Genomic DNA, 21,155 nt, shown 5'->3' on the forward strand with positions numbered 1-21,155 from the left:
GAAGGCCGCCCCTCGGGCGGCCTTCGCGAAGTGAAGTCGTACGCGCAGTCAGCGGGCCGCCGGATGAGCGGTCCACCACCAGGTCTGGATCGAGTGCGCGAACATGGCAGGCACACTACCCCATGTCCGAGTCGTGTACCCCGTGTCTCAATTGCTGGGCATGGGTCAGGACGCCCGACACGACCCCGTAATGTTGAGGCCGTGACCGTGAACGCTAAGACCAGCGCGAGTGCTGGCAACACCTGGCGAGACCTGCCCGCGGCGCAGCAGCCCGAGTACCCCGACACCGAGGCTCTGCGCGCAGTCGTTGCGGACCTCGAGTCGTATCCGCCGCTCGTCTTCGCGGGCGAGTGCGACCAGCTGCGCGCCCGGATGGCGGCCGTCGCCAAGGGAGAGGCGTTCCTCCTCCAGGGCGGCGACTGCGCCGAGGCCTTCGACGCGGTGTCCGCGGACCACATCCGCAACAAGCTCAAGACGCTGCTCCAGATGGGCGCGGTGCTGACGTACGCCGCGTCCGTGCCGGTCGTGAAGGTCGGCCGCATCGCCGGCCAGTACTCCAAGCCGCGCTCCAAGCCGACCGAGACCCGCGACGGCGTGACCCTGCCGACGTACCGGGGCGACTCCGTCAACGGTTTCGAGTTCACCGAAGAGGCCCGCGTCCCGGACCCCGAGCGGCTGAAGCGGATGTACCACGCCTCGGCCTCCACGCTGAACCTCGTGCGCGCCTTCACCACCGGCGGCTACGCCGACCTGCGCCAGGTGCACGCCTGGAACCAGGACTTCGTGAAGTCGTCCCCGTCGGGGCAGCGCTACGAGCAGCTCGCCCGCGAGATCGACAACGCGCTGAACTTCATGCACGCCTGCGGGGCCGACCCGGAGGAGTTCAAGACGGTCGAGTTCTACTCCTCGCACGAGGCGCTGCTGCTCGACTACGAGTCCGCCCTGACCCGGGTCGACTCGCGCACCGGACAGCTCTACGACGTCTCCGCGCACATGGTGTGGATCGGTGAGCGCACCCGGCAGCTGGACCACGCGCACATCGAGTTCGCCTCCAGGATCCGCAACCCGATCGGCATCAAGCTGGGTCCGACGACCACGGCCGAGGACGCGCAGCAGTACATCGAGCGCCTCGACCCGGAGCGGGAGCCGGGCCGGCTGACCTTCATCGTCCGCATGGGTGCCGACAAGGTCCGCGACAAGCTCCCCGAGCTGGTCGAGAAGGTCACCGCCTCGGGCGCCACCGTCGCCTGGGTGACCGACCCGATGCACGGCAACACCTTCGAGGCGGCCTCCGGGCACAAGACCCGCCGCTTCGACGACGTGCTCGACGAGGTCAAGGGCTTCTTCGAGGTCCACAAGGCGCTCGGCACCCACCCGGGCGGCATCCACGTGGAGCTGACCGGCGACGACGTCACCGAGTGCGTGGGCGGCGGCGACGAGATCTTCGTCGACGATCTGCACCAGCGCTACGAGACGGCCTGCGACCCGCGGCTCAACCGCAGCCAGTCGCTGGATTTGGCGTTCCTCGTGGCCGAGATGTACAGGGACCAGTAGCGGGATCGCCTGTCACCCGACACGACTGGGGCGCGGATCACATACGATCCGCGCCCCTCTCCACTTTTGTGCCTCCCACCCGGCGGGTAAGGTTAGGTTAGCCTCACCGATCAACGGGGACGGCGCCTTGGAACGACCTGTCGGGAGGTGGACCGCGTGTACGTGTGCAGTTGCTTCGGGATCACCGAGCAGCAGGTCAAGCAGCACGCGGACGGCGGCGCCTGCACCCCTCGGCAGATAGCCTCCGCCTGCAAGGCGGGCACGGACTGCGGGTCGTGCGTACGCCGCATCCAGGCGCTCCTCGGCAGGGGGTCGTGCCCTCGCCGCGAGCTGGCGGACCGGGGCGAGCCGGTGCTCGCGGAACTGGAAGACGCCGCCTAGGCCCGCCTAGCTCGGCTGCTCGATCTGCTGCGCGATGTACAGCGCCTCGCCGATCTTGTCGATGAGCTCCAGCTGCGTGTCCAGGTAGTCGATGTGGTGCTCCTCGTCCTCGAGGATCGACTCGAAGAGGTTCGCGGACGTGATGTCGCCCTTGGTGCGCATCACCTCGATACCGCGCTTGAGGCGGTCGATGGCCTCGACCTCGACCTGCCGGTCGGCCTGGAACATCTCGGTGACCGTCTGGCCGACCCGTACGTGGAAGAGCCGCTGGTAGTTGGGCAGGCCGTCCAGCATCAGGATGCGTTCGGTGATCTTGTCCGCGTGCTTCATCTCGTCGATGGATTCTTCACGCGTGTACTTGGCGAGCTTGGTCCAGCCTTTGTTGTCCTGGATCCGGTAGTGCAGCCAGTACTGGTTGATCGCGGTCAGCTCGCCGGTCAACTGCTCGTTCAGGAATTCGAGGACCTCGGGGTCGCCCTGCATCGCAGAGGCTCCTTCCACGCGGGGGAACTGGCAGGTTGCGCCGCATGATTCCACCGGCGACGAAGATCGTCCAGTAAGTCTTCACTTAGTAAGTAAGGGCATGCTTAGTTCTAATTGCCCCGTTTTGGGATTGCCCCGGTCAGGGGCATCACCGGGGGTCTGTCAGGATGGAGTCATGGGTCAGCCGGTGGGACACGAGTCGGGAGAAGGGCGCGATCCGGCAGGAGCGACGCAGCCCGGGCTTCCGCCGGGACAGCGGGTCCAGCGCGGCTGGCCGGTCACGCACTACGGGCCCGTCCCCAAGTTCCGGCCCGAGCGCTGGGAGTTCAGGGTCTTCGGCGCCACGGCGGACGGCGGCAAGCACTGCTGGACCCACGAGGAGTTCACGGCCCTGCCGTACACCACCGTCGTGGCCGATCTGCACTGCGTCACGAAGTTCAGCATGCTCGGCGCCGAGTGGGGCGGTATCCCCGCGCGCACGATCCTCGACATCGCGCCGCCCGCGGACGACGTCACCCATGTGATGGTGTGGGCCGAGTACGGATTCAGCTCCAACCTCCGGCTGTCCGACTTCGCCTCCGAACACGTCCTGTTCGCCACCCACAAGGACGGCGAACTGCTCACCGCCGAGCACGGCTTCCCGCTGCGCCTGATCGTGCCCCACCTGTACGCCTGGAAGGGCCCCAAGTGGGTGCGCGGCGTGGAGTACATGACCGCCGACCGGCGGGGCTTCTGGGAGGAGCGGGGCTACCACAACATCGGCGATCCATGGCAGGAGCAGCGCTACTCGTACCAGGAGGAGCCCGGGGACGGCCCCGACCTCTGAGGCCCGGGGCTCCGACGCCTCCGGGGTCTGTCTGGGCCTTCAGCAGTCGCGCAGCTTCTTCAGCCGCTCCACGTCCGCCGCGTGCCCCTCCTTGCCGCCCGGCGTCTCGATGATCAGCGGCACGCCCGCGGTCGCGGGGTGCGTCATCAGGGCCCGGAACGGGTCCTCGCCGATGTGGCCCACGCCGATGTTCTCGTGCCGGTCCTTGTGCGCCCCCACCACGTCCTTGGAGTCGTTGGCGTGGATCAGCTTCAGCCGGCCCTCGCCGACCGTGTCCACCAGCAGGTCCAGCGTCTGGTGCATGCCGCTGGGGCCGGTCAGGTCGTGCCCGGCGGCGAAGATGTGGCAGGTGTCCAGGCACACGCCGAGCATCGGATGGGCGTCCAGCGCCTCGAAGTACGGGCCGAAGTCCCACGTCCGCGAGCACAGGGAGGCGCCCTGGCCGGCGGTCGACTCCAGCAGCAGATACGGGTCGTCGTCGTGGGTCAGCTCGTCGAGCAGCGGCAGCAGATGCTCCCGGACCTGCTTCAGCGCCACCGACCGCTCCCGGCCGCCGGTCGCACTGCCGGTGTGCACGACCACGCCCAGCGCCCCGATCTCCCGCCCGCGGCGCAGCGAGTGCCGCAACGACTCCACCGACCGCTCCACGGTCGCCTCGGTGTGCGAGCCGAAGTTGATCAGGTAGGGGGCGTGCACGTACGCCGGGATGGACTCGGCCTCGCACGCGGCGCGGAACGCCTCGTCCTGCTTCGGATTGCCGGCCGGAGTGGCCCAGCCGCGCGGGTTGGCGACGAAGACCTGGACGGTCTCGGCCTTCAGGTCACGGGCGTAGGTCAGGCCGACGGAGTGGAGCCCACCGGCCACCGGGACGTGGCCGCCCACGGGGTTGCGGGGGCGGCCGGACAGCTGATTGTTCACCCGTTCAGGGTGTCATGCGTCCGGCCCTGCCCCGTCCACGGGCTCCCTGCCCGCATCCGTCACCTGATCTTGATGGTGATCGTCGAGCCCTTGGGCGCGGTCTCCCCGCCCTTCACGGACTGGTCCTTCACCGTGTCGCCGAACAGGCCGAGCAGTCCGCGGTCCTCGTCGACCTGGAATCCGGCGCTCTTCAGCTCCCGGGTGGCGTCGTCGACGCTGTCGCCGACCACGTCCGGGACCTCGATCATCTCGGGGCCCTTGGACACCGTCAGCGTGATCGTGTCGCCCTCGGCCGCCCGGCCGCCGGGGTTCGGGCTCTGCTCGGCGACCTGGCCCTTGTCGAACTCGGAGGAGGTGACCCGCTCGGCGGCGACCTTCACCTTGAGACCGGCGCCCGTCAGCTCGGCCCTGGCGTCGGCCAGGTCGTCACCGGTGACGTCGGGGATGTCGATGGGGCTGCCCTTGCTGACGACGAGCGCGACCGCCGTGCCCGCGCGCACCTTGGTGCCGTCCGCCGGCCGTGCGGAGATCACCGAGCCCTTGGGCACGTCCTCGCTGAACTCCCGGGTGACCATGCCCGGCTCCAGCCCGTCCTCCTTCAGCAGGGACCGCGCCTTCTCCAGCCGCTGACCCTCCAGGGCGGGCACCCGTACGTTCTGCGGGCCGTCGGAGATGGTGAGGGACACCGAGTCGTTGCCGCGGATGCGTGTCCCGGCCTTCGGGTCGCTGCTGATGACCGTGCCGCGCTCCACGGTGTCGCTGTAGGCGTGCTCCACCTTGCCGAGTTCCAGCCCGGCGTCCTGCAGCCGGTCCTCGGCCTGCGCCTGGGTCTTCGCCAGCAGCGGGGGGACCTCGGTGAACTGGCCCGAGTTGATGTACCAGATGCCGGCGCCGAGTCCGAGCACCAGCAGGACGGCGGCGACGATCGCCATCGGGCCGCGCCGGGGCCCCGAGCGGCGCCGGGACGGCGGGGGCGGCGGGGACGCGAAGCGGCTCGTGCGGTTCAGCGCGGCCGCGGACCCCTCCTCGTCCTCGTTGACGGGCAGCGGGCGCGGCGTGGCGAGCGCCCGGGGGATCACGCTCGTACGGTCGTCGGCGTTGTCGTGGTCCGCCGCGAGCGCCTGCGGCGGCACGGCGTCCAGCTGCTCCACGGTCAGCCGGCCGCGCCCGTCACGGACCTGCGCGAGCAGCGCCACCGCGTCGTGCGGGCGGATGTCCGGGGTGCGGGCGGTCGCCGAGGCCACCATCTCGTCCAGCTCGTACGCCAGACCGGGCACGGCGGCCGAGGGCGGCGGGACGTCCTCGTGCAGATGCTTGTAGAGGATCACGGCCGGGGAGTCCCCGTCGTGCGGCTTGTCGCCGGTGAGCATCTCGTACAGCATCACGCCGCACGCGTACACGTCGACGCGGGGGTCGGCGGTGCCGTTCTCTATCTGCTCGGGGGCGAGGTACGAGACCGTGCCGAGCACGGTGCCGGTGGTGTTCGTCACCGTGTCGACGGCCCGCACCAGCCCGAAGTCGGCGACCTTGACCCGGCCGTCGTCCCCTATCAGGACGTTCTCGGGCTTCATGTCCCGGTGCACGAACCCGGCGCGGTGCGCGGCGCCCAGCGCGGCCAGCACCGGCTCCAGGATGTCCAGGGCGGCACGCGGCTGCAGTGCCCCGCGCTCGCGCAGCACGTCCCGCAGGGTGCAGCCCGCGACGTACTCCATGGCGAGGTAGACGTAACTGCCGTCGGTGCCCTGGTCGAAGACCTGCACCACGTTCGGGTGGGCCAGCCGGGCCACCGACTTCGCCTCGCGGATGAAGCGCTCGACGAACGAGCCGTCGACCGCGAGCGAGGGGTGCATCACCTTGAGCGCGAGGACCCGGTCGAGCCGGGTGTCCACGGCCCGGTAGACCGTGGCCATCCCGCCGACGGCGATCCGCGCGTCAATGCGATACCGGCCGTCGAGCACCTGCCCGACCAAGGGGTCCTGAAGGGTCGTGTCCACGCAGGCGAGTGTACGAGCCATGACTGACAGCTCCGTCGCCCCGCCTGCTTTCGGAGCGTGACTGAAGCGGACCTGTGACGTGCGTCCCACGCCCGCTGCCTCCGCTCACTGGAAAGCGGGCCGCTCCGGATCCAGCACGGCCACGCCGTCCATCGGAGACGACGCCTCCGCGAAATGCCGCCGAGGGATGCGTCCCGCCCGGTAGGCCAACCGCCCCGCCTCCACGGCATGCCGCATCGCGTCGGCCATCAGCACCGGCTCCTGCGCCCGCGTCACCGCCGAGGCGAGCATCACACCCGCACACCCCAGCTCCATCGCCAGCGCGGCGTCCGACGCCGTACCGGCCCCCGCGTCCAGGATCACCGGCACGCGCGCGTGCTCGACGATCAGCTGGAAGTTGTGCGGATTGCGAATGCCCAGTCCGGAGCCGATCGGCGAGCCGAGCGGCATGATCGCCGCGCAGCCGACGTCCTCCAGCTTCCGCGCCAGCACGGGATCGTCGTTGGTGTACGGCAGCACCGTGAACCCGTCGTCGACCAGCGTCTCGGCCGCCTCCAGCAGCTCGATCGGATCCGGCAGCAGCGTGCGCTCGTCTGCGATGACCTCCAGCTTGACCAGGTCGGTGCCGAGGGCCTCGCGCGCGAGACGGGCCGTGAGGACGGCCTCACCGGCCGTGAAGCAGCCCGCCGTGTTGGGCAGGACGCGGATGCCCAGCTTGTCCAGGACGGACAGCACCGAGCCGTGCACCGAGGCGTTCACCCGGCGCATCGCGACCGTCGTCAGCTCCGTCCCGGACGCGACCAGCGACCGCTCCAGCACGTCGAGGCTGGGCGCCCCGCCCGTGCCCATGATCAGGCGGGACGTGAAGGACGTACCACCGAGGACAAACGGATCGTCGGCCATGGTCAGCCTCCTTGGACGGCGGTGAGGACTTCCACGCGGTCCCCCTCGGCGAGGGGCGTGGACGGCCACTGGGCGCGCGGGACGACGGTTTCGTTGAGGGCGGCGGCCACGCCGGACGGCGCGGCGGTGAGGGACTTCACGACGGAGTCGAGAGCCGTACCGGGCCGGACGTCCCGGGGCTCCCCGTTGACGGAGATGTTCATGCGGGCTGCTCCGTGAGGGCGGTGGCGGTGCTGAAGCGCTTCGGAGTGAAGGGGCGGGCTTCCTCGGGGAGTTCACCCGTCGTCAGGACGTGCGCCATGGCGTCGCCGGTGACCGGCGTGAGCAGGACGCCGTTGCGGTAGTGCCCGGTGGCCAACGAGAGCCCTTCGAGACCGGTCGGGCCGAGCAGCGGCGCGTTGTCGGGGGAGCCGGGGCGCAGTCCGGCCCGGGTCTCGGTGAGGGGCAGCTCGGTGATGCCCGGGACCAGCTCGTGCGCGTCGCGCAGCAGCTCGTACACACCGCCCGCGGTCACGGTGGTGTCCCAGCCCAGCTCCTCGCTGGTCGCCCCGATGACCAGCTCGCCGCTCTCGCGCGGCACCAGGTAGACATGGCTGCCGCGCACGACCGCGCGCACGGTCCGGCTGAGGAACGACCCGTGCCGCTGCGGCATGGTCAGCCGTACGACCTGCCCCTTCACCGGCCGCACGGGGGGCAGCACATCCTCCGGGACGCCCGCGAGCCGCCCGCTGAGACTGCCCCCGGCCAGCACGACCTGTCCGGCGTCCAGCGGGGTGCCGTCGTCCGTGACGGCACCCGTGGCCCGGTCCCGTACGACGGTGAGCCGCTCCGCCCATGCCCGGTGGAAGACCACACCGGTCCGCTCGCACGCGGCGACCAGCGCCCCGGCCAGCCGCCGCGGGTCGATCTGGTGGTCCCCGTCGACCCGCAGCCCGCCGCGCACGCCCGGCGCGAGCATCGGCTCCAGGCGACGGCACTCCCGCCCCGACAGCCACTGCGATTCCAGGCCCGACTGCTGCTGCAAGGCGTGCAGTTCGCGCAGATGGGCCCGGTCGTCGGCGTCCAGGGCCACGGCGAGCGTGCCGCACCGGCGGTAGCCGAGGTCGTGGCCGGTCTGCTCGGTGAGCTCGGCCGCGAAGTCCGGATAGCGCCGGGCGGAGGCGAGGTTCAGACCGAGCAGGGTCTGCTCGCCGTAGTGCAGTTCCGTGACGGCGGCCAGCATCCCGGCCGCCACCTGTGCGGCTCCGCCGCCCGGCTCCGGGTCCACCACGGCCGTGGCGAGTCCGCGCTGCGCGGCCCGCCACGCGGTGACCAGGCCGATGATCCCGCCCCCGACGACGAGGACGTCTGACGTTCGCGTACGCGACATGGGCGTCCAGCCCCTCCCTTCGCCGGCATGACCCGGATCAGGTTCGTACGGTCGGAGGCCGCCAGCCTCCCTCTCAGCCCGGTGCGTCCGGGCTCCCGCGAGTGCCTTACGTTGGCCACCCACCCTAGCCCGATGCCGTACGCCGCAGTAAGGGAGCCACCGCCATGGCCCGATCCCTCGACGGTCTCGTCCTGGCCCCGGTCGCCGACCAGGCACCCGGCCAGGTGGGGACCCGCACCCGGTTCACGTACCACGAGCAGGACGGAGAGGTCTGGGCCGAGTACTCGGGCGGCGACGTCGTACGCGGACATCTCGTGGGTACCCGGGAGGGCGACAGGCTGGACTTCCGGTACGTACAACTCAAGGGGGACGGGACCACCTCCTCCGGGCACTGCGTGTCGACCGTCGTGGAACTGCCCGACGGGCGGGTGCGGCTGGAGGAGAGCTGGGAGTGGGAGTCCCAGGCGGGCAGCGGGACGAGCGTTGTGGAGCAGGTCACTGCGGATGAGCACTGACTGACGAAATGTCAGTTGTCTATGGTGATCAGGTGAGCGAGCAGACGCAGGAACCAGGTTCGTCCGCGCCGGGGCGCGTGGTCGTGGCGGGCGCGGGCATGGCCGGTGTCCAGACCGCGGTCGCCCTGCGCGAGCAGGGCTTCACCGGCACGGTGAGCGTGCTCGGCGCCGAGCCGCACCAGCCCTACGACCGGCCCCCCCTGTCCAAGGCCGTCCTGCTCGGCAAGGCCGAGGGCTCAGCCTTCGACGTCGACTTCGAGGCCCTCGGCATCGAACTGCGGCTCGGCTGCGAGGTGCTGGGCCTGCGCCCAGGCGACCACGAGCTGGACACCGAGGACGGGCCCGTGCCGTACGACGTCCTGGTCGTCGCGACCGGTGCCGAACCGATCCGGCTGCCCGGGGCGGAGGGCGTGCCGGGCGTGCACCTGCTGCGCACCCTGGACGACGCCGAGCGGCTGCGGCCGGTGCTGGCCCGCCGGCACGACATCGTGGTCGTCGGCGCGGGCTGGATCGGCGCGGAGTTCGCCACGGCCGCGCGCGAGGCGGGCTGCGCGGTGACCGTCGTGGAGGCCGCCGACCGGCCCCTCGCCGGGGCGCTGCCCGCCGAGGTCGCCGCGCCGATGGCCCGCTGGTACGCCGACGCGGGTGCCGTGCTGCGGACGCACGCGCGCGTGGAGCGTGTGGAACCCGGAACGGTGGTCCTCGACGACGGCTCGCGGCTGCCCGCGGGCGCGGTCGTCGTCGGCATCGGCGCCCGTCCGGCCACGGCCTGGCTGTCCGGCTCCGGGATCGAGCTGGGCACGCACGGCGAGATCGTGGCCGACCAGCACCTTCGTTCGTCGGTGCCCGACGTGTACGCGGTCGGCGACTGCGCCTCCTTCCCCTCGGGCCGGTACGGCGAGCGCCTGCTGGTGCACCACTGGGACAACGCCCTCCAGGGGCCGCGCACGGTCGCCGTGAACATCGTCGGCCGGGCCTCGGGGGAGACCCCGGCGGTGTACGACCCCGTGCCGTACTTCTGGTCGGAGCAGTTCGGACGGTTCGTGCAGTACGCCGGGCACCACGCGGCCGCCGACACGACCCTTTGGCGGGGCGACCCGGCCGGACCGGCCTGGACGGTCTGCTGGCTGCGCGGCGACCGGCTGGTCGCGCTGCTGGCGGTGGGCCGCCCCCGGGACCTGGCGCAGGGCCGCCGCCTGATCGAGTCGGGCACGCCGATGAATCCGGCGTTGCTGGCGGACCCGGCGAGGCCGTTGAAGGCGGCGACGGCGTAGCTGTCGAGGCGGGCGTGTCCGCCCAGGTGGGCGGGCCCGACTTCCGACTGTCAGTGGGGGATGGCAGGCTGGTTTCCGTGACCGAGATTGACGCAAAGATCGATGCTCTCGTCCCTGCCTGGCTCACCCTCCCCGACATCGCCGAACAGCTCGGCGTCGAGGTGACGCGCGTGCGGCAGCTGGTCAAGGACGGCCAGCTCATCGCCGTACGCCGCGGTGAGAACCGCGCGCTGCACGTCCCCGCGGCCTTCATCGACGGGGACAAGGTCGTCAAGGGCCTGTCCGGGACCCTGACGCTCCTGCGGGACGACGGCTTCACGGTCGAAGAGATGCTGGAGTGGCTCTTCACCCCCGACCCGAGCCTGCCCGGCACGCCGGCCCAGGCCCTGAGCGAGAACCGCGGCACGGAGGTGAAGCGCCGCGCCCAGGCGCTCGCGGTCTGACCCGACCACGACCGAACAACCGTCCGGTGCCGTGCGAGCGGGGCCGGACCTGAACAAACGCCCGGTGTGTGTGGGCCGGGGCCTGTGCGGTCGACCCGCAAGGTCCCGGTCAGGGGGTGGCTTGTGCCCGGCCGGGGGGGGGAGGCCGACCGGAGTCACCGGAGCGGGCGTTCCGGCGCTTGGGCCCGCCCGCACTTGTACGGTGCCACCGGTGCATCCGCACCCGTGCGCAACGATGGGCCACCTGCGCCCGCACCCGCGCCGGTGCGGAACCATGGGAGCAGCCGCACCTGACGGCGCCGGGGCGCGCACCCCGCACCCGTACGCCACCGACAAACCAGGGGGACACACGCATGGCCGCCACAACTGCCGGCACCGCCCGCGCCCAGCTCGCCGACGCCCGGGTCTACCTCTGCACCGACGCGCGCAAGCGGCAGGGCGATCTCGTGGAGTTCCTGGACGCCGTCCTGGCGGGCGGGGTCGACATCGTGCAGTTGCGGGACAAGGGCATGGAGGCGGCCGAGGAGCTGGAGCACCTGGCCGTCTTCGCCGACGCCTGCGCCCGGCACGGCAAGCTGCTCGCGGTCAACGACCGCGCGGACGTCGCCCACGCCGCCGGCTCCGACGTACTGCACCTCGGCCAGGGCGACCTCCCCGTCCCCGCGGCCCGCGCGATCCTCGGCGACGGCGTCCTGATCGGCCGCTCCACGCACGCCGAGTCCGAGGCCGCCGCGGCCGCCGTCCAGGACGGCGTGGACTACTTCTGCACCGGCCCCTGCTGGCCCACCCCCACCAAGCCCGGCCGGCACGCCCCCGGCCTGGACCTCGTCCGGTACACCGCCGCCCTCGGCACCGACCGGCCCTGGTTCGCCATCGGCGGCATCGACCTCGGCAATCTCGACCAGGTCCTGGAAGCGGGGGCCCGCCGCGCCGTCGTCGTACGGGCGATCACGGAGGCCGACGACCCCGGCGCGGCGGCGGCCGAGTTCGCCGAGAGGCTGCGGGAGAAGCGGTAGCCGGTTTGTGGGCCGGTTTGTCCAAGGGATGGACAACAAGTGCGCAAAACGGGCAAAACCCTGCGCCCGGTTGGGGGACCGACCGCCCCTGGCTAACCTGCCGGTATGGCCCTCGGCACCGCATCCATCAGGTCGGACCACGCGCGCACCGTCCGCGACATGCTCGCGACCGGCAAAACGACGTACTCGTTCGAGTTCTACGCCCCGAAGACCCCGAAGGGCGAGCGGAACCTGTGGAACGCGCTGCGCCGGGTCGAGGCCGTGGCGCCCGACTTCGTCTCCGTGACGTACGGCGCGGGCGGCTCCACCCGGGCGGGCACGGTCAAGGCGACCGAGGCGATCGCCTCCGACACCACCCTCACGCCCATCGCGCACCTCACGGCGGTCGACCATTCGGTGGCCGACCTGCGCAACATCATCGGCCAGTACGCCGACGCGGGGATCCGCAACATGCTCGCCCTGCGCGGTGACCCGCCCGGCGACCCGATGGGCGAGTGGGTGCCGCACCCCCGGGGTCTCGCCTACGCCGCCGAACTGGTCGAGCTGATCAAGGCGTCCGGCGACTTCTGCGTGGGCGTCGCCGCCTTCCCGGCGATGCACCCGCGCTCCACCGACTGGGACTCCGACGTCCGTCACTTCGTCGACAAGTGCCGTGCGGGCGCCGACTACGCCATCACGCAGATGTTCTTCCACCCGGAGGACTACCTCCGGCTGCGCGACCGCGTCTCGGCCGCCGGCTGCGACACCCCGATCATTCCCGAGGTCATGCCGATCGCCAGCGTGCGGTCGCTGGAGCGGATCGGGTCCCTCACCAACGCCGCGTTCCCGGCCGCCCTGAAAGAGCGGATCCTCACAGCAAAAGACGATCCGGCCGCTGTACGCTCCATTGGTATCGAATTCGCCACGGAGTTCTGTGCGCGGCTGCTCGCCGAGGGCGTGCCCGGCTTGCACTTCATCACGCTCAACAACTCCACGGCGACGCTGGAAATCTACGAGAACCTGGGCCTGCACCACCGACCGCAGGCCTAGACCGTTCGCACCGGTATACGACACACTGCGTAGCGGCGACTGGGAGAGGGGCGTACATGGGCTGGGCGGTCCTCTACATCGCGTTCGGCATCGTCGCGCTGTGGCTGTTGGGCGAGGTGCTGTTGCAGTACAAGGCACGGCTGCGCTGGCGGCTGCTCGCCTTCGTCGGTTTCCTCGGTGTCGTGGTCGGTGTGCTGATCCCGTCGGTCGTCGTGATCGGGCTGGGTGCGGCCGCCTTCGCGGTCGGGCAGACGTACGTCACCCTGTCCTTCCGCAGCGGCTTCTCGGCCGGCTGGGCGATGAACGCGCCGATGCTGGGCGGCGGCAAGGGCCGCCGCGGTGAGCGCGGCCGCCAGGAGCCGAGCCTTGAGGTCTCGGGCCTGGAGGCGGCCGACGGCGGCTTCGGCGACGAGGGCGCCGACTACCGCCACGACGCCACCGCCCCCGCCTACGGCCAGGACGACGACTACGACCACGACGACGTCTTCACCCCGTCGCGCCCCGTCCACCCGACGGCCGCCGAGACCACCGCCGTCTACGAGCCGCAGCCCGTGCCCGACGACACCGGCTCCTACGGCGTGTACGGCGACACCGGATACCAGCCGGGCTTGCCCCACGACCAGTACGCCGCCACGGCCCAGGGCACCGACCAGCCCTACGCCTACGACTACTCGGGCTACGGTCGGCAGCAGGGCTACGACGCCACGGACCAGCAGCAGTACGCCGCCTACTCCGACCCGTACATCGGCTCGCCGACCTACGGCGGAGGCTCGTACGACACCTCCTACGGCGACCAGCAGTACTACGCCCAGCAGGGCTACGGCCAGGACCAGTACGCCGGTACCTACGGGGGCGAGACCCCGCCCGGCGGTGCCTGGGTCCCGCAGCAGCGCAACACCGACGAGTACGGCCAGGAGCTGCCGCCGGAGCAGTCGTACCCGTACCAGGGCACCGGGCAGCAGCAGACACCCGGGAACGGCTTCGACGAGCAGTACCGTTTCTGAAGCCTGAACGCCGCTGGGGCGGCGAGCCTACTGGGAGCCCCGGAACTCCGGCCCCTCCACGATCAGTCCCGCCACCAGCGCGCCCGACATGCCGGCGTGCGGCAGTCCGCCACCGGGATGCGCCCAGCCGCCCACGGTGAACAGACCGGGCACGCGGGTGCTGTTGGACGGATGCAGCAGCCGCCCGCCGCCCGCCGCCAGAGCGGGCACCGGCACCGCCCCGCCCTCCGCGCCGGTCGCCTCGGCGATGTCGGCCGGGGTGCGCACGTCGTGCCAGAGGAGACGGTCGCGCAGGTCCGGTACGGCGCGTTCGGCGACCGTGATCATGTTTTCGGTGAGGTCGTCGCAGGGCTCGTCGGGCCGCGCGGGCACCACCGTCGTGAGGGTGACCGCCTCGTGGTCCGGATCCGGGACCAGCCGCGGGTCGTCGGGCCGCAGGACCGTGACCGTAGGGCGTGGGTGCCGCGCCGCCGTGCCGAAGAGGGCGTCCAACTCGGCCTCGCGGTCCGCCGCGTGCACCACTGTGCGGTGTGCCGTGCCCTCGGGGCGGGCGCCGCGCAGGGCGAGCAGCACCGTGACCCGGCTCGCCGACGCCGGCTGCGGCGGCACCTCGCCGTCACCTCGCACCCTGGCCGGTGCCGACAGCCGGTCCAGCGTGCCGGGCGCGACACCCGCGACCACGAAGTCCGCCTCCGCGACCGTGCCGTCGGCGAGTTCCACCCCCGACGCCCGGCCGTCCTTCTCCAGCACGCCGGTCACGTCGGCGCCGAAACGGAACTCGACCTTTCGGGCCACGCACCGCTCGTACACCGCGCGGGCCAGCTCGCGCAGGCCGCCGCGCACGTACCAGGTGCCGAAGGCGTGCTCCAGGTACGGCAGTACGGCAGCGCTCGCCGGGGTCGTCCGGGGGTCCAGGCCGTACGCCAGGGCGTGGCTCTCCAGGAGGGCGGTGAGCCGGGCGTCCCGCAGCTCCCAGGCGCCGACCTCGGCGAGCGTGCCGGCCCGGCGGGTGCGCAGCAGCCGCTTGTGAGGCACCGCCGGGTACGGCTCGCGCTCGGCCAGCACCTGCCAGTTCGGCCACAGCGGCTCCTCCAGGAGGGGCCGGCGGGTGCGGTCCCAGGCCTCGCGGGCCCGCACCAGGAAGTCGCCCCAGCGCTTCCCGGCCCCGGAGCCGAGCGCCTCGTCCAGCGCCGCCACGACGCCCGCGCGCGAGGCGTTCGGCAGCGACACCCGGGTGCCGTCCGCGAACACGTGCCGGGACGACGGGTCGACCTGGACCAGGTCGACGCAGGCCTCCAGCGGCTCCTTGCCGGTCTTGACGAACAGATCGCGGTAGACGGCGGGCAGCGGGAGCAGGCCGGGGCCGGTGTCGAAGGAGAACCCGTCGCGCTCGAAGCGGCGCAGCGCTCCGCCGTACGTGTCCGTCCGCTCGTACACCACCACCCGGTGGCCCGCGACGGCCAGCCGGGCGGCCGCCGCCAGCGCGCCCATCCCGGCGCCGATCACCGCAATCCGTGCCATGCCAGGGACTTTATCGGCCCCCACTGACAACCTTTGCGCGGCCGCCTCCGAGTACGGACGCGGAGGCGATCGTGACCAGCCGGCCACGGGGCGTTCTGTGGCCGCGTGCGCAGGGCTGAGTACCCGTACCTAGTGAGGGAGTTGAGTACGCGCGCGGATGGGAGGCGACCTGCGAGAACGAGAGAGTGGAGGCACGGAGAGGGGCACGGTTCCGGTACCGGCGACACGGGGCGCCGGAACGGGACCGGGCCCACGATCCGCTCCTTCCGCCGACGGTGTCGGCGGGAGCGAGGCACGGGGGAGAACCGGGGGATGACCGAACGGGGGTCCTGCGGGGGAAGTACGGGGGAGCAGGAAAACGGGGGAGCAGGGAAGGCGCCGGTTCGAGGTGGCCCGCGGGGGACGCGGCCACAGCGGACCGGCGCTTTCACATCTGCACCAGGGATGCCCTCAGCGGCAGCGTTCAGGGGTGTGCCCTCAGCGGCAGCCGCTCACCCGTCCCTGGAGCAGCCGGGACAGCGCCGCGTGGACGTCGTCCAGGGAGCGCTCCGGCTGGAAGGACTTCCAGTCCAGCGCGGCCACCAGGACCATGCCGACCAGCGCGGCCGCCGTCAGCGGGATGTCGATCTCGTCGCTGAACTCACCGCCCGCCACGCCGTCGCGCAACACGTCCTCCACCACCGCGACGGCCTGCTGCCGGACCACCATCAGCGTCGACTGCCAGGCCCGGTTCGTGCGCCACAGCTCGGCCACGTACAGCTGCGTGAAGGCCGGGTAGCGGTCGATGAAGACCAGTCCCGCGCGGATCATCGCGTCCAGGGCGTCGACCTTGGTGCCGCCATCCCGGGCGGTCCGCTCGGCCGCTTCCCGCAGGGAGGCGGTGAGGAGGCCCACTCCGTGCCGCAGCAGTTCCTCGAAGAGGACGGACTTGCTCGCGAAGTTGTAGTAGACCGTGCCCTTCGCGACTCCGGCACGCTCGGCGATCTCGTCCACGGTCGTGGCGGAGAAGCCCTGCTCGGCGATGAGCGTGACGGCCGCCTCGTAGAGCTTCTGCCGGGTGGCCTCGCGGCGCGTGCTGCCGCCCGACGCGGCACTGCTGCTTTCCATGGCCCCGATTGTCACAGGAACCTTTCCGGGGGATGTCACCGAAGGGTTCACCGGGGATGTCGCCGAAGGGCTCACAGACTCAGCTCCGGGTGCAGCCGGTCCAGCGTCCACACCTGGCGGCGGCGGGCCGCCACGGCGGTCAGCGCCAGGGCGCCGGCGGTGAACGCGGTCAGCACCACGCACGCGTGCCACACCGGTTCCAGACCGCCGCCCGTGATGAGCCTGCGCAGAGCGTCGACGACGTAGCTCATCGGCAGGAACGGGTGGAGCGCGTTGAAGAAGCCGGGGCTGGTCTGCACGGGGTACGTGCCGCCCGCCGAGGTCAGCTGGAGCATCAGCAGGGCGAGGACGAGGATCCGGCCCGCCGCCCCGAAGCGCGCGTTCAGCCACTGCACGATCGCCGCGAAGCACGCCGTCACCAGGAACAGGAAGCCCACCGTCCCGGCCGCCCGCGCCATCTCCAGGCCGACCGCCCAGTGCAGCACCGACATCAGGGCCACCGTCTGGAGCACCCCGATCGCCACCACCGGCAGCCAGCCGGCCAGCGCGATCCGCCATGCCGGGGCGCCCGCGGCGAGCGCGCGCCGGTTCATCGGCGCGATCAGCATGTAGGCCACCATCGCGCCCACCCACAGCGACAGCGGGATGAAGTACGGGGCGAACCCGGTGCCGTAGTTGGGCGCCTTGTGCAGGTCCTGGGAGGCGAGCCGCACGGGGTCGGCCATGACCTCGGTGCGCTGGTCGCGGTCCTGCTTGTCGTAGTCGGGGATCCGCTCCGCCCCGTCGTGCAGCCCGCCGGCGAGCTTGCCGGAGCCGTCGACGAGCTTGAACATGCCGCCGCTGAGGTCGTCCGCGCCCGTCTTCAGCCGGCCGACGCCCTTGTCCAGGTCGACGGCACCGGTCCTGGCCGTGCCGAGCCCCTTGTGCAGCTTCTTCGCGCCCGCGGCGACCTTCGCGGCCCCGTCGTTCAGCTTGTTGATCTTCTTGACGGCGTCGTCGAGGTCCTCGGACAGGTGCGGCGCCCGGTCTGCGAGAGCCTGGGACTGCTTCTGGAGGGCGGCGAGGTTCTTGTCGAGCTTCGTCAGGTCGCCGTTCTGGTCCGCGATCAGTGTGTTGACGTCGCCGGCGATGACGGCCACGTCGGCCGCCGCGTCCTTGGCCTTCTTCAGGTCGGCACAGGCGGCGTCGGGCAGGACGGGGTCGTCGCAGCGCCTGGCGTAGACCCCGTTCAGCGTGTCCGACGCCGTGCGGGCGCCCTTGGCGGCGGTCGGTGCCGTCCTCGCCAGGGTGTCCAGGTGCTTGCGGATCGCACCGGAGGAGTCGGCGACCAGCCGGGCCGTGTCACCGATGGTCTTCTCGTTGCCCCTGAGGAAGGGGCCGACCTTGCCGGCGGTCGTGTTGACCCGGTCGGCGAGCTTCTGCGTGCCCTCCGCGACCTGCTTCGAGCCGTCCTCCAGGTCGCCCGCGCCCGTGTGGAGTTTCTTCAGGCCCGTGGACAGCTTGCCGCTGCCGTCCTTGGCGTCCTTCAGGCCGTCGGCGAGGTCCTTGGAGCCCTTCTCGGCCTTGCCGATACCGCCCTTGAGCTTGTCGGCGCCCTTCGCCGCCTGCACGGTCTTGCCGTGGATGTCGGAGAACGAGACGAAGATCCTGTCCAGGAAGGACCGCGACGTCTTCGTGGATGCGGCCTGCCGCACCTCGCTGAACACCGTCCGGGAGATCTGCCCGACGATGTAGTTGTTCGCGTCGTTCGTGTGCACCTGGAGGGCGCCGGTCTCCGGGGACTTCCCGGAACTGGAGGCGATCCGCTCGCTGAAGTCGGCGGGCATGGTGAGCGACAGGTAGTAGGTGCCGTCCTCGACTCCCCTGCGGGCCTCGGCGGCGCTGACCTCCTGCCAGTCGAAGGTCTTGCTGTCGTGCAGGCCCTTCGTGATGTCGTCGCCCGCCGTGATCCTCTTCCCGTCGGCGGTCGCCCCCTTGTCGTCGTTCACGAGCGCCACGGGGATACGGTCCAGACGGCCGTACGGGTCCCAGAACGACCAGAGGTACAGCGCGCCGTACAGCAACGGCAGCACCAGCAGCGCGACCAGCGCTGCGCGCGGCAGCTTGCCCCTGCCGAAGCGGCGCAGCTCAAGCGCGGCCAGTCTCGGCGAGCGCATCGGCCTTCTCCTCTCCCTGACCGGCCTTCTCGTCCTCGGCGGCCGGGTCGTCCTGGTTCTCCCGGGCGTCCTGGTTCTCGTGGGTGGACACCCTGACGGCGCCTTCGGGGGCCTCACTGCACACCGCCACGACCGTCGTCCCGGCGCCGGCGAGGGACCTGAGCAGGGACCAGACCTCGTCCCGCTCGCCGTCCGAGAGCTTGAGGTCGGTGTCGTCGACCCCGAGCAGCCGGGGCCGGCCGACGAGGGCGAGGGCGATGGACAGCCGCAGCGCCTCCACGCGCTCCAGATCGCGTACGGCGGTACGGGGCCCCTTGGGCAGTGCCTCCAGGTCGAGACCGGCGGCGGCCAGTGCCGCGTCGACGCGCTGCCCGGCCTCGGCCGCCCGCTCGCCACGGGGCCGCAACAGCCCGCGCAGGGAGTCGCCGAACCGCCGCTGGAGCAGCGCCCGTTCCCGCAGGTGCTCGCCGACGGTCAGGGCCGGGTCGAGGTCGCTGACCCCGGGCACATGGGCCAGGGCGCTGACGCGACGCACCGCCGACAACTGCTTGGGGAGCCTGGCCCCGCCGACGGTGGCGGTGCCCTCCGCGATCTTCATCCTCCCCGTCAGCGCGAGCAGCAGGCACGTGCGGCCGGACCCGGACGGGCCCTCGACCGCGACGAGCGAACCCGGCTCGGCATCGACGGAGATACCGCGGAACGCCCAGCCGCGCGGCCCTTTGACCCCGAGGCCCTCGGCGGCGACCCGCGCCCCTCCCACTCGTTCCCCCACGAGTCTCCCTCGATCTGTCGGAGAATTTGAACTGACTGGTCAGTGCAAAAACTACTCCGAACCTACGATCGAAGCAAAACCGCAGGTCAGAACGGATTGTCAGTGCCATACCTCACGATGGGTCACATACGGCACTCCGTGGCCGGACGTGCCGTCACACAGACGACAGGAGGTTCGTCATGGCCAGCTACCACGCAGCAGCCGCCCGTCGGCGCCGCGCCACCGGCCCTGCCCCCTCACTGACCGGCCCGGCGAGCGACGTGCACCCCGTGCTGCGCCGGGCCACGGCCCCGCCCGCCGCCCTCGACCTGCTCGCCCAGGCCCGCGCCGGCCTCGAAGAGGCCACCGTCCTGGAAACACCGAACGAGCGCTACGCGACGGCCCATCTCGCCGCCCTCCGCACCGCCGCCGCCGTGCTCGCCGCCCGGGGGCGGCCGGAGACCTCGCCCCGGGCCCGGGCCAAGATCAGGAGCGCCTGGGAAGTGCTCCCCGAGATCGCGCCCGAACTGTCCGAGTGGAGCGCGCTGTTCGCGTCCGGCGCCCGGCGCCGCGCCCGCGCCGAGGCGGGCATCCAGGACGCGGCCAGCAGCCGGGACGCCGACGACCTGATACGGGACGTGGCGATGTTCCTCCGCCTCGTCGAGCGCATGCTGGTCCTCCAGCCGGTCCTCCCACAGCCCCGCCCGGACCAGGACCGGCCCGAGGGGCCGGGGGAGGGGCGGGACATGCCGGACGCGGGCTGAGCGGGCGGCGGCGCGTGTCCGCCCGGTCGGGCCGACGCGTGTCCGGGTGAGTACCGGGCCATGCCGGCTGCCCTGGCGGAGGCAATAGGGTGGGGGACGCCTGAAGTCTTCCCTCCCCGTCACCGGGGCCGGGGAGACACCCCGTTCGCTCCGCCGTGCAAGAGGCGGTGCCGCGCCGAGGAGTCAACTGCCGTGTCGGACCCGATGCGCCCCCGCGCCTCACTCCGTACCGCCGTGGTCTGGGAGGTCCTCCAGGACGCCCTGGACCGCCGGGTCAAGGCCACGGGTCGGGAGTCGCTGGACGTCCTCGACACCGGGGGCGGCAGCGGCAACTTCGCGGTGCCCGTCGCCCGTCTCGGCCACCGGGTCACCGTCGTCGACCCCAGCCCCAACGCGCTGTTCGCCCTGGAGCGCCGGGCCGCCGAGGCAGGGGTCGCCGAGAGGGTGAAGGGCGTGCAGGGTGACGCCCACGGCCTCTTCGACGTGGCCGAGCGCGGCGGCTACGACGTGGTGCTGTGCCACGGCGTCCTGGAGTACGTGGACGACCCGGCCGAGGGGGTCCGCAACGCGGTGGCCGCCCTGCGCCCGGAGGGTGTCCTCAGCCTGCTCGCCGCCGGTCTCGGCGGTGCCGTGCTGGCCCGCGCCCTGGCCGGTCACTTCAAGGAGGCCCGCCAGGCGCTCGACGACCCGAACGGTCGATGGGGCGCGGGTGACCCCGTCCCGCGCCGCTTCACCGCCGAACAGCTCACCGGGCTGGTCGAGGGCGCGGGCCTGCGTGTCGGCGCCGTGCACGGCGTGCGGGTCTTCGCCGACCTCGTGCCCGGCGTCCTCGTCGACACCGAGCCCGGCGCTCTGGAGGCGCTGCTGAAGCTGGAGGAGGCCGCCGCCGAGCTTCCCGCCTTCCACTCGGTGGCCACGCAGCTTCATGTGCTGGGTGAGACCGCCGAGACCATCGAGACCGATGAGGCGATCGAGACTGCTGGGTCTCCCGAGGCCTGAGTCCCTCCTGAGGTACCGCCGCTGATCAGCGCCTTGGCTGTGCATGGAGTACGCCACAGGCCCCCCGAATGGGGGCTTGGCGCCGTATGATCGAGGGAGACCGTTCCGGCATGACGGGTCGGCCGCCGGGGAATGGAAGCCTCAGCGA

Annotated in this window: 22 protein-coding genes and 1 riboswitch; of the genes, 11 read left to right on the forward strand and 11 right to left on the reverse strand. The window is 71.9% G+C overall.

Translation table 11 applies throughout. From position 1 onward, the window contains the following. Window positions 1-48: 48 nt before the first annotated feature. Window positions 49-105 (reverse strand): trp operon leader peptide, encoded by a 57-nt coding sequence (locus SCNRRL3882_RS42665; RefSeq protein ID WP_078602827.1) that lies wholly within the window; start codon window positions 103-105, stop codon window positions 49-51. Between the two features lie 96 nt (window positions 106-201). On the opposite strand from SCNRRL3882_RS42665, the gene SCNRRL3882_RS29920 reads away from it, so the two are divergent. Together SCNRRL3882_RS29920 and SCNRRL3882_RS29925 are read left to right on the forward strand one after the other, a co-directional pair. Further along, a complete protein-coding gene (locus tag SCNRRL3882_RS29920) occupies window positions 202-1,554 on the forward strand; it encodes a class II 3-deoxy-7-phosphoheptulonate synthase (RefSeq protein ID WP_010039284.1) in 1,353 nt (450 codons plus the stop codon). 147 nt (window positions 1,555-1,701) lie between these two features. Then, complete coding sequence (locus tag SCNRRL3882_RS29925; protein ID WP_010039286.1) at window positions 1,702-1,935, forward strand: (2Fe-2S)-binding protein; 234 nt, start codon at window positions 1,702-1,704, stop codon at window positions 1,933-1,935. 6 nt (window positions 1,936-1,941) lie between these two features. On the opposite strand, the gene bfr is transcribed toward SCNRRL3882_RS29925, so the two are convergent. Then, the gene (gene bfr, locus SCNRRL3882_RS29930) at window positions 1,942-2,418 is read right to left on the reverse strand and encodes a bacterioferritin (protein ID WP_010039288.1); all 477 of its coding nucleotides are present in this window, start codon (window positions 2,416-2,418) and stop codon (window positions 1,942-1,944) included. 175 nt (window positions 2,419-2,593) lie between these two features. Here bfr and SCNRRL3882_RS29935 point away from each other — a divergent pair, with 175 nt between their 5' ends. Next, window positions 2,594-3,244, forward strand: coding sequence for a sulfite oxidase-like oxidoreductase (locus SCNRRL3882_RS29935; RefSeq protein WP_010039290.1), 651 nt, complete (start codon window positions 2,594-2,596; stop codon window positions 3,242-3,244). A gap of 39 nt (window positions 3,245-3,283) precedes the next feature. Here the strand turns inward: SCNRRL3882_RS29935 and SCNRRL3882_RS29940 are convergent, their stop codons facing one another. From SCNRRL3882_RS29940 to thiO, 5 genes are all read right to left on the reverse strand, one after another. After that, a complete protein-coding gene (locus tag SCNRRL3882_RS29940) occupies window positions 3,284-4,162 on the reverse strand; it encodes a deoxyribonuclease IV (protein WP_010039295.1) in 879 nt (292 codons plus the stop codon). 59 nt (window positions 4,163-4,221) lie between these two features. Continuing rightward, a complete protein-coding gene (pknB, locus tag SCNRRL3882_RS29945; protein WP_010039297.1) occupies window positions 4,222-6,156 on the reverse strand; it encodes a Stk1 family PASTA domain-containing Ser/Thr kinase in 1,935 nt (644 codons plus the stop codon). Between the two features lie 105 nt (window positions 6,157-6,261). Beyond that, complete coding sequence (locus tag SCNRRL3882_RS29950; RefSeq protein ID WP_010039299.1) at window positions 6,262-7,059, reverse strand: thiazole synthase; 798 nt, start codon at window positions 7,057-7,059, stop codon at window positions 6,262-6,264. Between the two features lie 2 nt (window positions 7,060-7,061). After that, entirely contained in the window at window positions 7,062-7,262 is a 201-nt protein-coding gene (thiS, locus tag SCNRRL3882_RS29955; RefSeq protein ID WP_010039301.1) for a sulfur carrier protein ThiS, read from the reverse strand. Continuing rightward, complete coding sequence (gene thiO / locus SCNRRL3882_RS29960; protein WP_010039303.1) at window positions 7,259-8,428, reverse strand: glycine oxidase ThiO; 1,170 nt, start codon at window positions 8,426-8,428, stop codon at window positions 7,259-7,261. Before thiO ends, thiS begins: the two co-directional genes overlap by 4 nt. Further along, window positions 8,426-8,537, reverse strand: a riboswitch (TPP riboswitch). Its footprint overlaps the gene before it by 3 nt. 55 nt (window positions 8,538-8,592) lie before the next feature. Between thiO and SCNRRL3882_RS29965 the strand changes: the two genes are divergently transcribed. The 6 genes from SCNRRL3882_RS29965 (at window position 8,593) to SCNRRL3882_RS29990 (ending at window position 13,709) form a co-directional block, all read left to right on the forward strand. Continuing rightward, window positions 8,593-8,943, forward strand: a complete 351-nt coding sequence (locus SCNRRL3882_RS29965; protein WP_010039306.1) for a hypothetical protein — start codon at window positions 8,593-8,595, stop codon at window positions 8,941-8,943. Window positions 8,944-8,975: 32 nt separating this feature from the next. Beyond that, a complete protein-coding gene (locus SCNRRL3882_RS29970) occupies window positions 8,976-10,217 on the forward strand; it encodes an NAD(P)/FAD-dependent oxidoreductase (protein ID WP_010039308.1) in 1,242 nt (413 codons plus the stop codon). 77 nt (window positions 10,218-10,294) lie between these two features. Then, window positions 10,295-10,660 (forward strand): Rv2175c family DNA-binding protein, encoded by a 366-nt coding sequence (locus SCNRRL3882_RS29975; protein ID WP_010039310.1) that lies wholly within the window; start codon window positions 10,295-10,297, stop codon window positions 10,658-10,660. A gap of 353 nt (window positions 10,661-11,013) precedes the next feature. After that, window positions 11,014-11,676 (forward strand): thiamine phosphate synthase, encoded by a 663-nt coding sequence (thiE, locus tag SCNRRL3882_RS29980; protein ID WP_010039311.1) that lies wholly within the window; start codon window positions 11,014-11,016, stop codon window positions 11,674-11,676. A 105-nt stretch (window positions 11,677-11,781) separates the two neighbouring features. Continuing rightward, on the forward strand, window positions 11,782-12,705 hold the full coding sequence (metF, locus tag SCNRRL3882_RS29985; RefSeq protein WP_010039313.1) for a methylenetetrahydrofolate reductase [NAD(P)H]: 924 nt from the start codon (window positions 11,782-11,784) through the stop codon (window positions 12,703-12,705). 56 nt (window positions 12,706-12,761) lie between these two features. Continuing rightward, window positions 12,762-13,709, forward strand: a complete 948-nt coding sequence (locus tag SCNRRL3882_RS29990; RefSeq protein WP_010039314.1) for a hypothetical protein — start codon at window positions 12,762-12,764, stop codon at window positions 13,707-13,709. A 27-nt stretch (window positions 13,710-13,736) separates the two neighbouring features. On the opposite strand, the gene SCNRRL3882_RS29995 is transcribed toward SCNRRL3882_RS29990, so the two are convergent. The 4 genes from SCNRRL3882_RS29995 to SCNRRL3882_RS30010 all read right to left on the reverse strand — a co-directional run bounded on the left by SCNRRL3882_RS29995 (window position 13,737) and on the right by SCNRRL3882_RS30010 (window position 19,265). Beyond that, a complete protein-coding gene (locus SCNRRL3882_RS29995; protein ID WP_010039315.1) occupies window positions 13,737-15,230 on the reverse strand; it encodes a phytoene desaturase family protein in 1,494 nt (497 codons plus the stop codon). A 477-nt stretch (window positions 15,231-15,707) separates the two neighbouring features. Next, window positions 15,708-16,337 (reverse strand): TetR/AcrR family transcriptional regulator, encoded by a 630-nt coding sequence (locus tag SCNRRL3882_RS30000; protein ID WP_010039316.1) that lies wholly within the window; start codon window positions 16,335-16,337, stop codon window positions 15,708-15,710. Window positions 16,338-16,408: 71 nt separating this feature from the next. After that, on the reverse strand, window positions 16,409-18,493 hold the full coding sequence (locus SCNRRL3882_RS30005) for a YhgE/Pip domain-containing protein (protein ID WP_010039317.1): 2,085 nt from the start codon (window positions 18,491-18,493) through the stop codon (window positions 16,409-16,411). After that, window positions 18,465-19,265, reverse strand: a complete 801-nt coding sequence (locus SCNRRL3882_RS30010; protein WP_029181128.1) for an ATP-binding cassette domain-containing protein — start codon at window positions 19,263-19,265, stop codon at window positions 18,465-18,467. The genes SCNRRL3882_RS30005 and SCNRRL3882_RS30010 overlap by 29 nt, the downstream gene beginning before the upstream one ends. 179 nt (window positions 19,266-19,444) lie before the next feature. Between SCNRRL3882_RS30010 and SCNRRL3882_RS30015 the strand changes: the two genes are divergently transcribed. Continuing rightward, window positions 19,445-20,008 carry an SAV_6107 family HEPN domain-containing protein gene (locus SCNRRL3882_RS30015; RefSeq protein WP_010039321.1) on the forward strand — a complete coding sequence of 188 codons (564 nt, stop codon included), beginning with the start codon at window positions 19,445-19,447 and terminating at the stop codon, window positions 20,006-20,008. A gap of 192 nt (window positions 20,009-20,200) precedes the next feature. Next, window positions 20,201-21,007, forward strand: coding sequence for a methyltransferase (locus SCNRRL3882_RS30020; protein WP_010039324.1), 807 nt, complete (start codon window positions 20,201-20,203; stop codon window positions 21,005-21,007). Window positions 21,008-21,155: the final 148 nt, after the last annotated feature.

The organism is Streptomyces chartreusis NRRL 3882 (genome assembly GCF_900236475.1).
Lineage (GTDB): Bacteria > Actinomycetota > Actinomycetes > Streptomycetales > Streptomycetaceae > Streptomyces > Streptomyces chartreusis_D.

Coding starts and splice junctions, on each gene's coding strand:
- SCNRRL3882_RS30005 (WP_010039317.1), bottom strand. CDS start 18,493: ATGCGCTCGCCGAGACTGGCCGCGCTTGAGCTGCGCCGCTTCGGCAGG.
- thiO (WP_010039303.1), bottom strand. CDS start 8,428: ATGTCGCGTACGCGAACGTCAGACGTCCTCGTCGTCGGGGGCGGGATC.
- SCNRRL3882_RS30015 (WP_010039321.1), top strand. CDS start 19,445: ATGGCCAGCTACCACGCAGCAGCCGCCCGTCGGCGCCGCGCCACCGGC.
- SCNRRL3882_RS29990 (WP_010039314.1), top strand. CDS start 12,762: ATGGGCTGGGCGGTCCTCTACATCGCGTTCGGCATCGTCGCGCTGTGG.
- SCNRRL3882_RS29950 (WP_010039299.1), bottom strand. CDS start 7,059: ATGGCCGACGATCCGTTTGTCCTCGGTGGTACGTCCTTCACGTCCCGC.
- thiS (WP_010039301.1), bottom strand. CDS start 7,262: ATGAACATCTCCGTCAACGGGGAGCCCCGGGACGTCCGGCCCGGTACG.
- SCNRRL3882_RS29995 (WP_010039315.1), bottom strand. CDS start 15,230: ATGGCACGGATTGCGGTGATCGGCGCCGGGATGGGCGCGCTGGCGGCG.
- metF (WP_010039313.1), top strand. CDS start 11,782: ATGGCCCTCGGCACCGCATCCATCAGGTCGGACCACGCGCGCACCGTC.
- thiE (WP_010039311.1), top strand. CDS start 11,014: ATGGCCGCCACAACTGCCGGCACCGCCCGCGCCCAGCTCGCCGACGCC.
- SCNRRL3882_RS29965 (WP_010039306.1), top strand. CDS start 8,593: ATGGCCCGATCCCTCGACGGTCTCGTCCTGGCCCCGGTCGCCGACCAG.
- bfr (WP_010039288.1), bottom strand. CDS start 2,418: ATGCAGGGCGACCCCGAGGTCCTCGAATTCCTGAACGAGCAGTTGACC.
- SCNRRL3882_RS29935 (WP_010039290.1), top strand. CDS start 2,594: ATGGGTCAGCCGGTGGGACACGAGTCGGGAGAAGGGCGCGATCCGGCA.
- SCNRRL3882_RS30000 (WP_010039316.1), bottom strand. CDS start 16,337: ATGGAAAGCAGCAGTGCCGCGTCGGGCGGCAGCACGCGCCGCGAGGCC.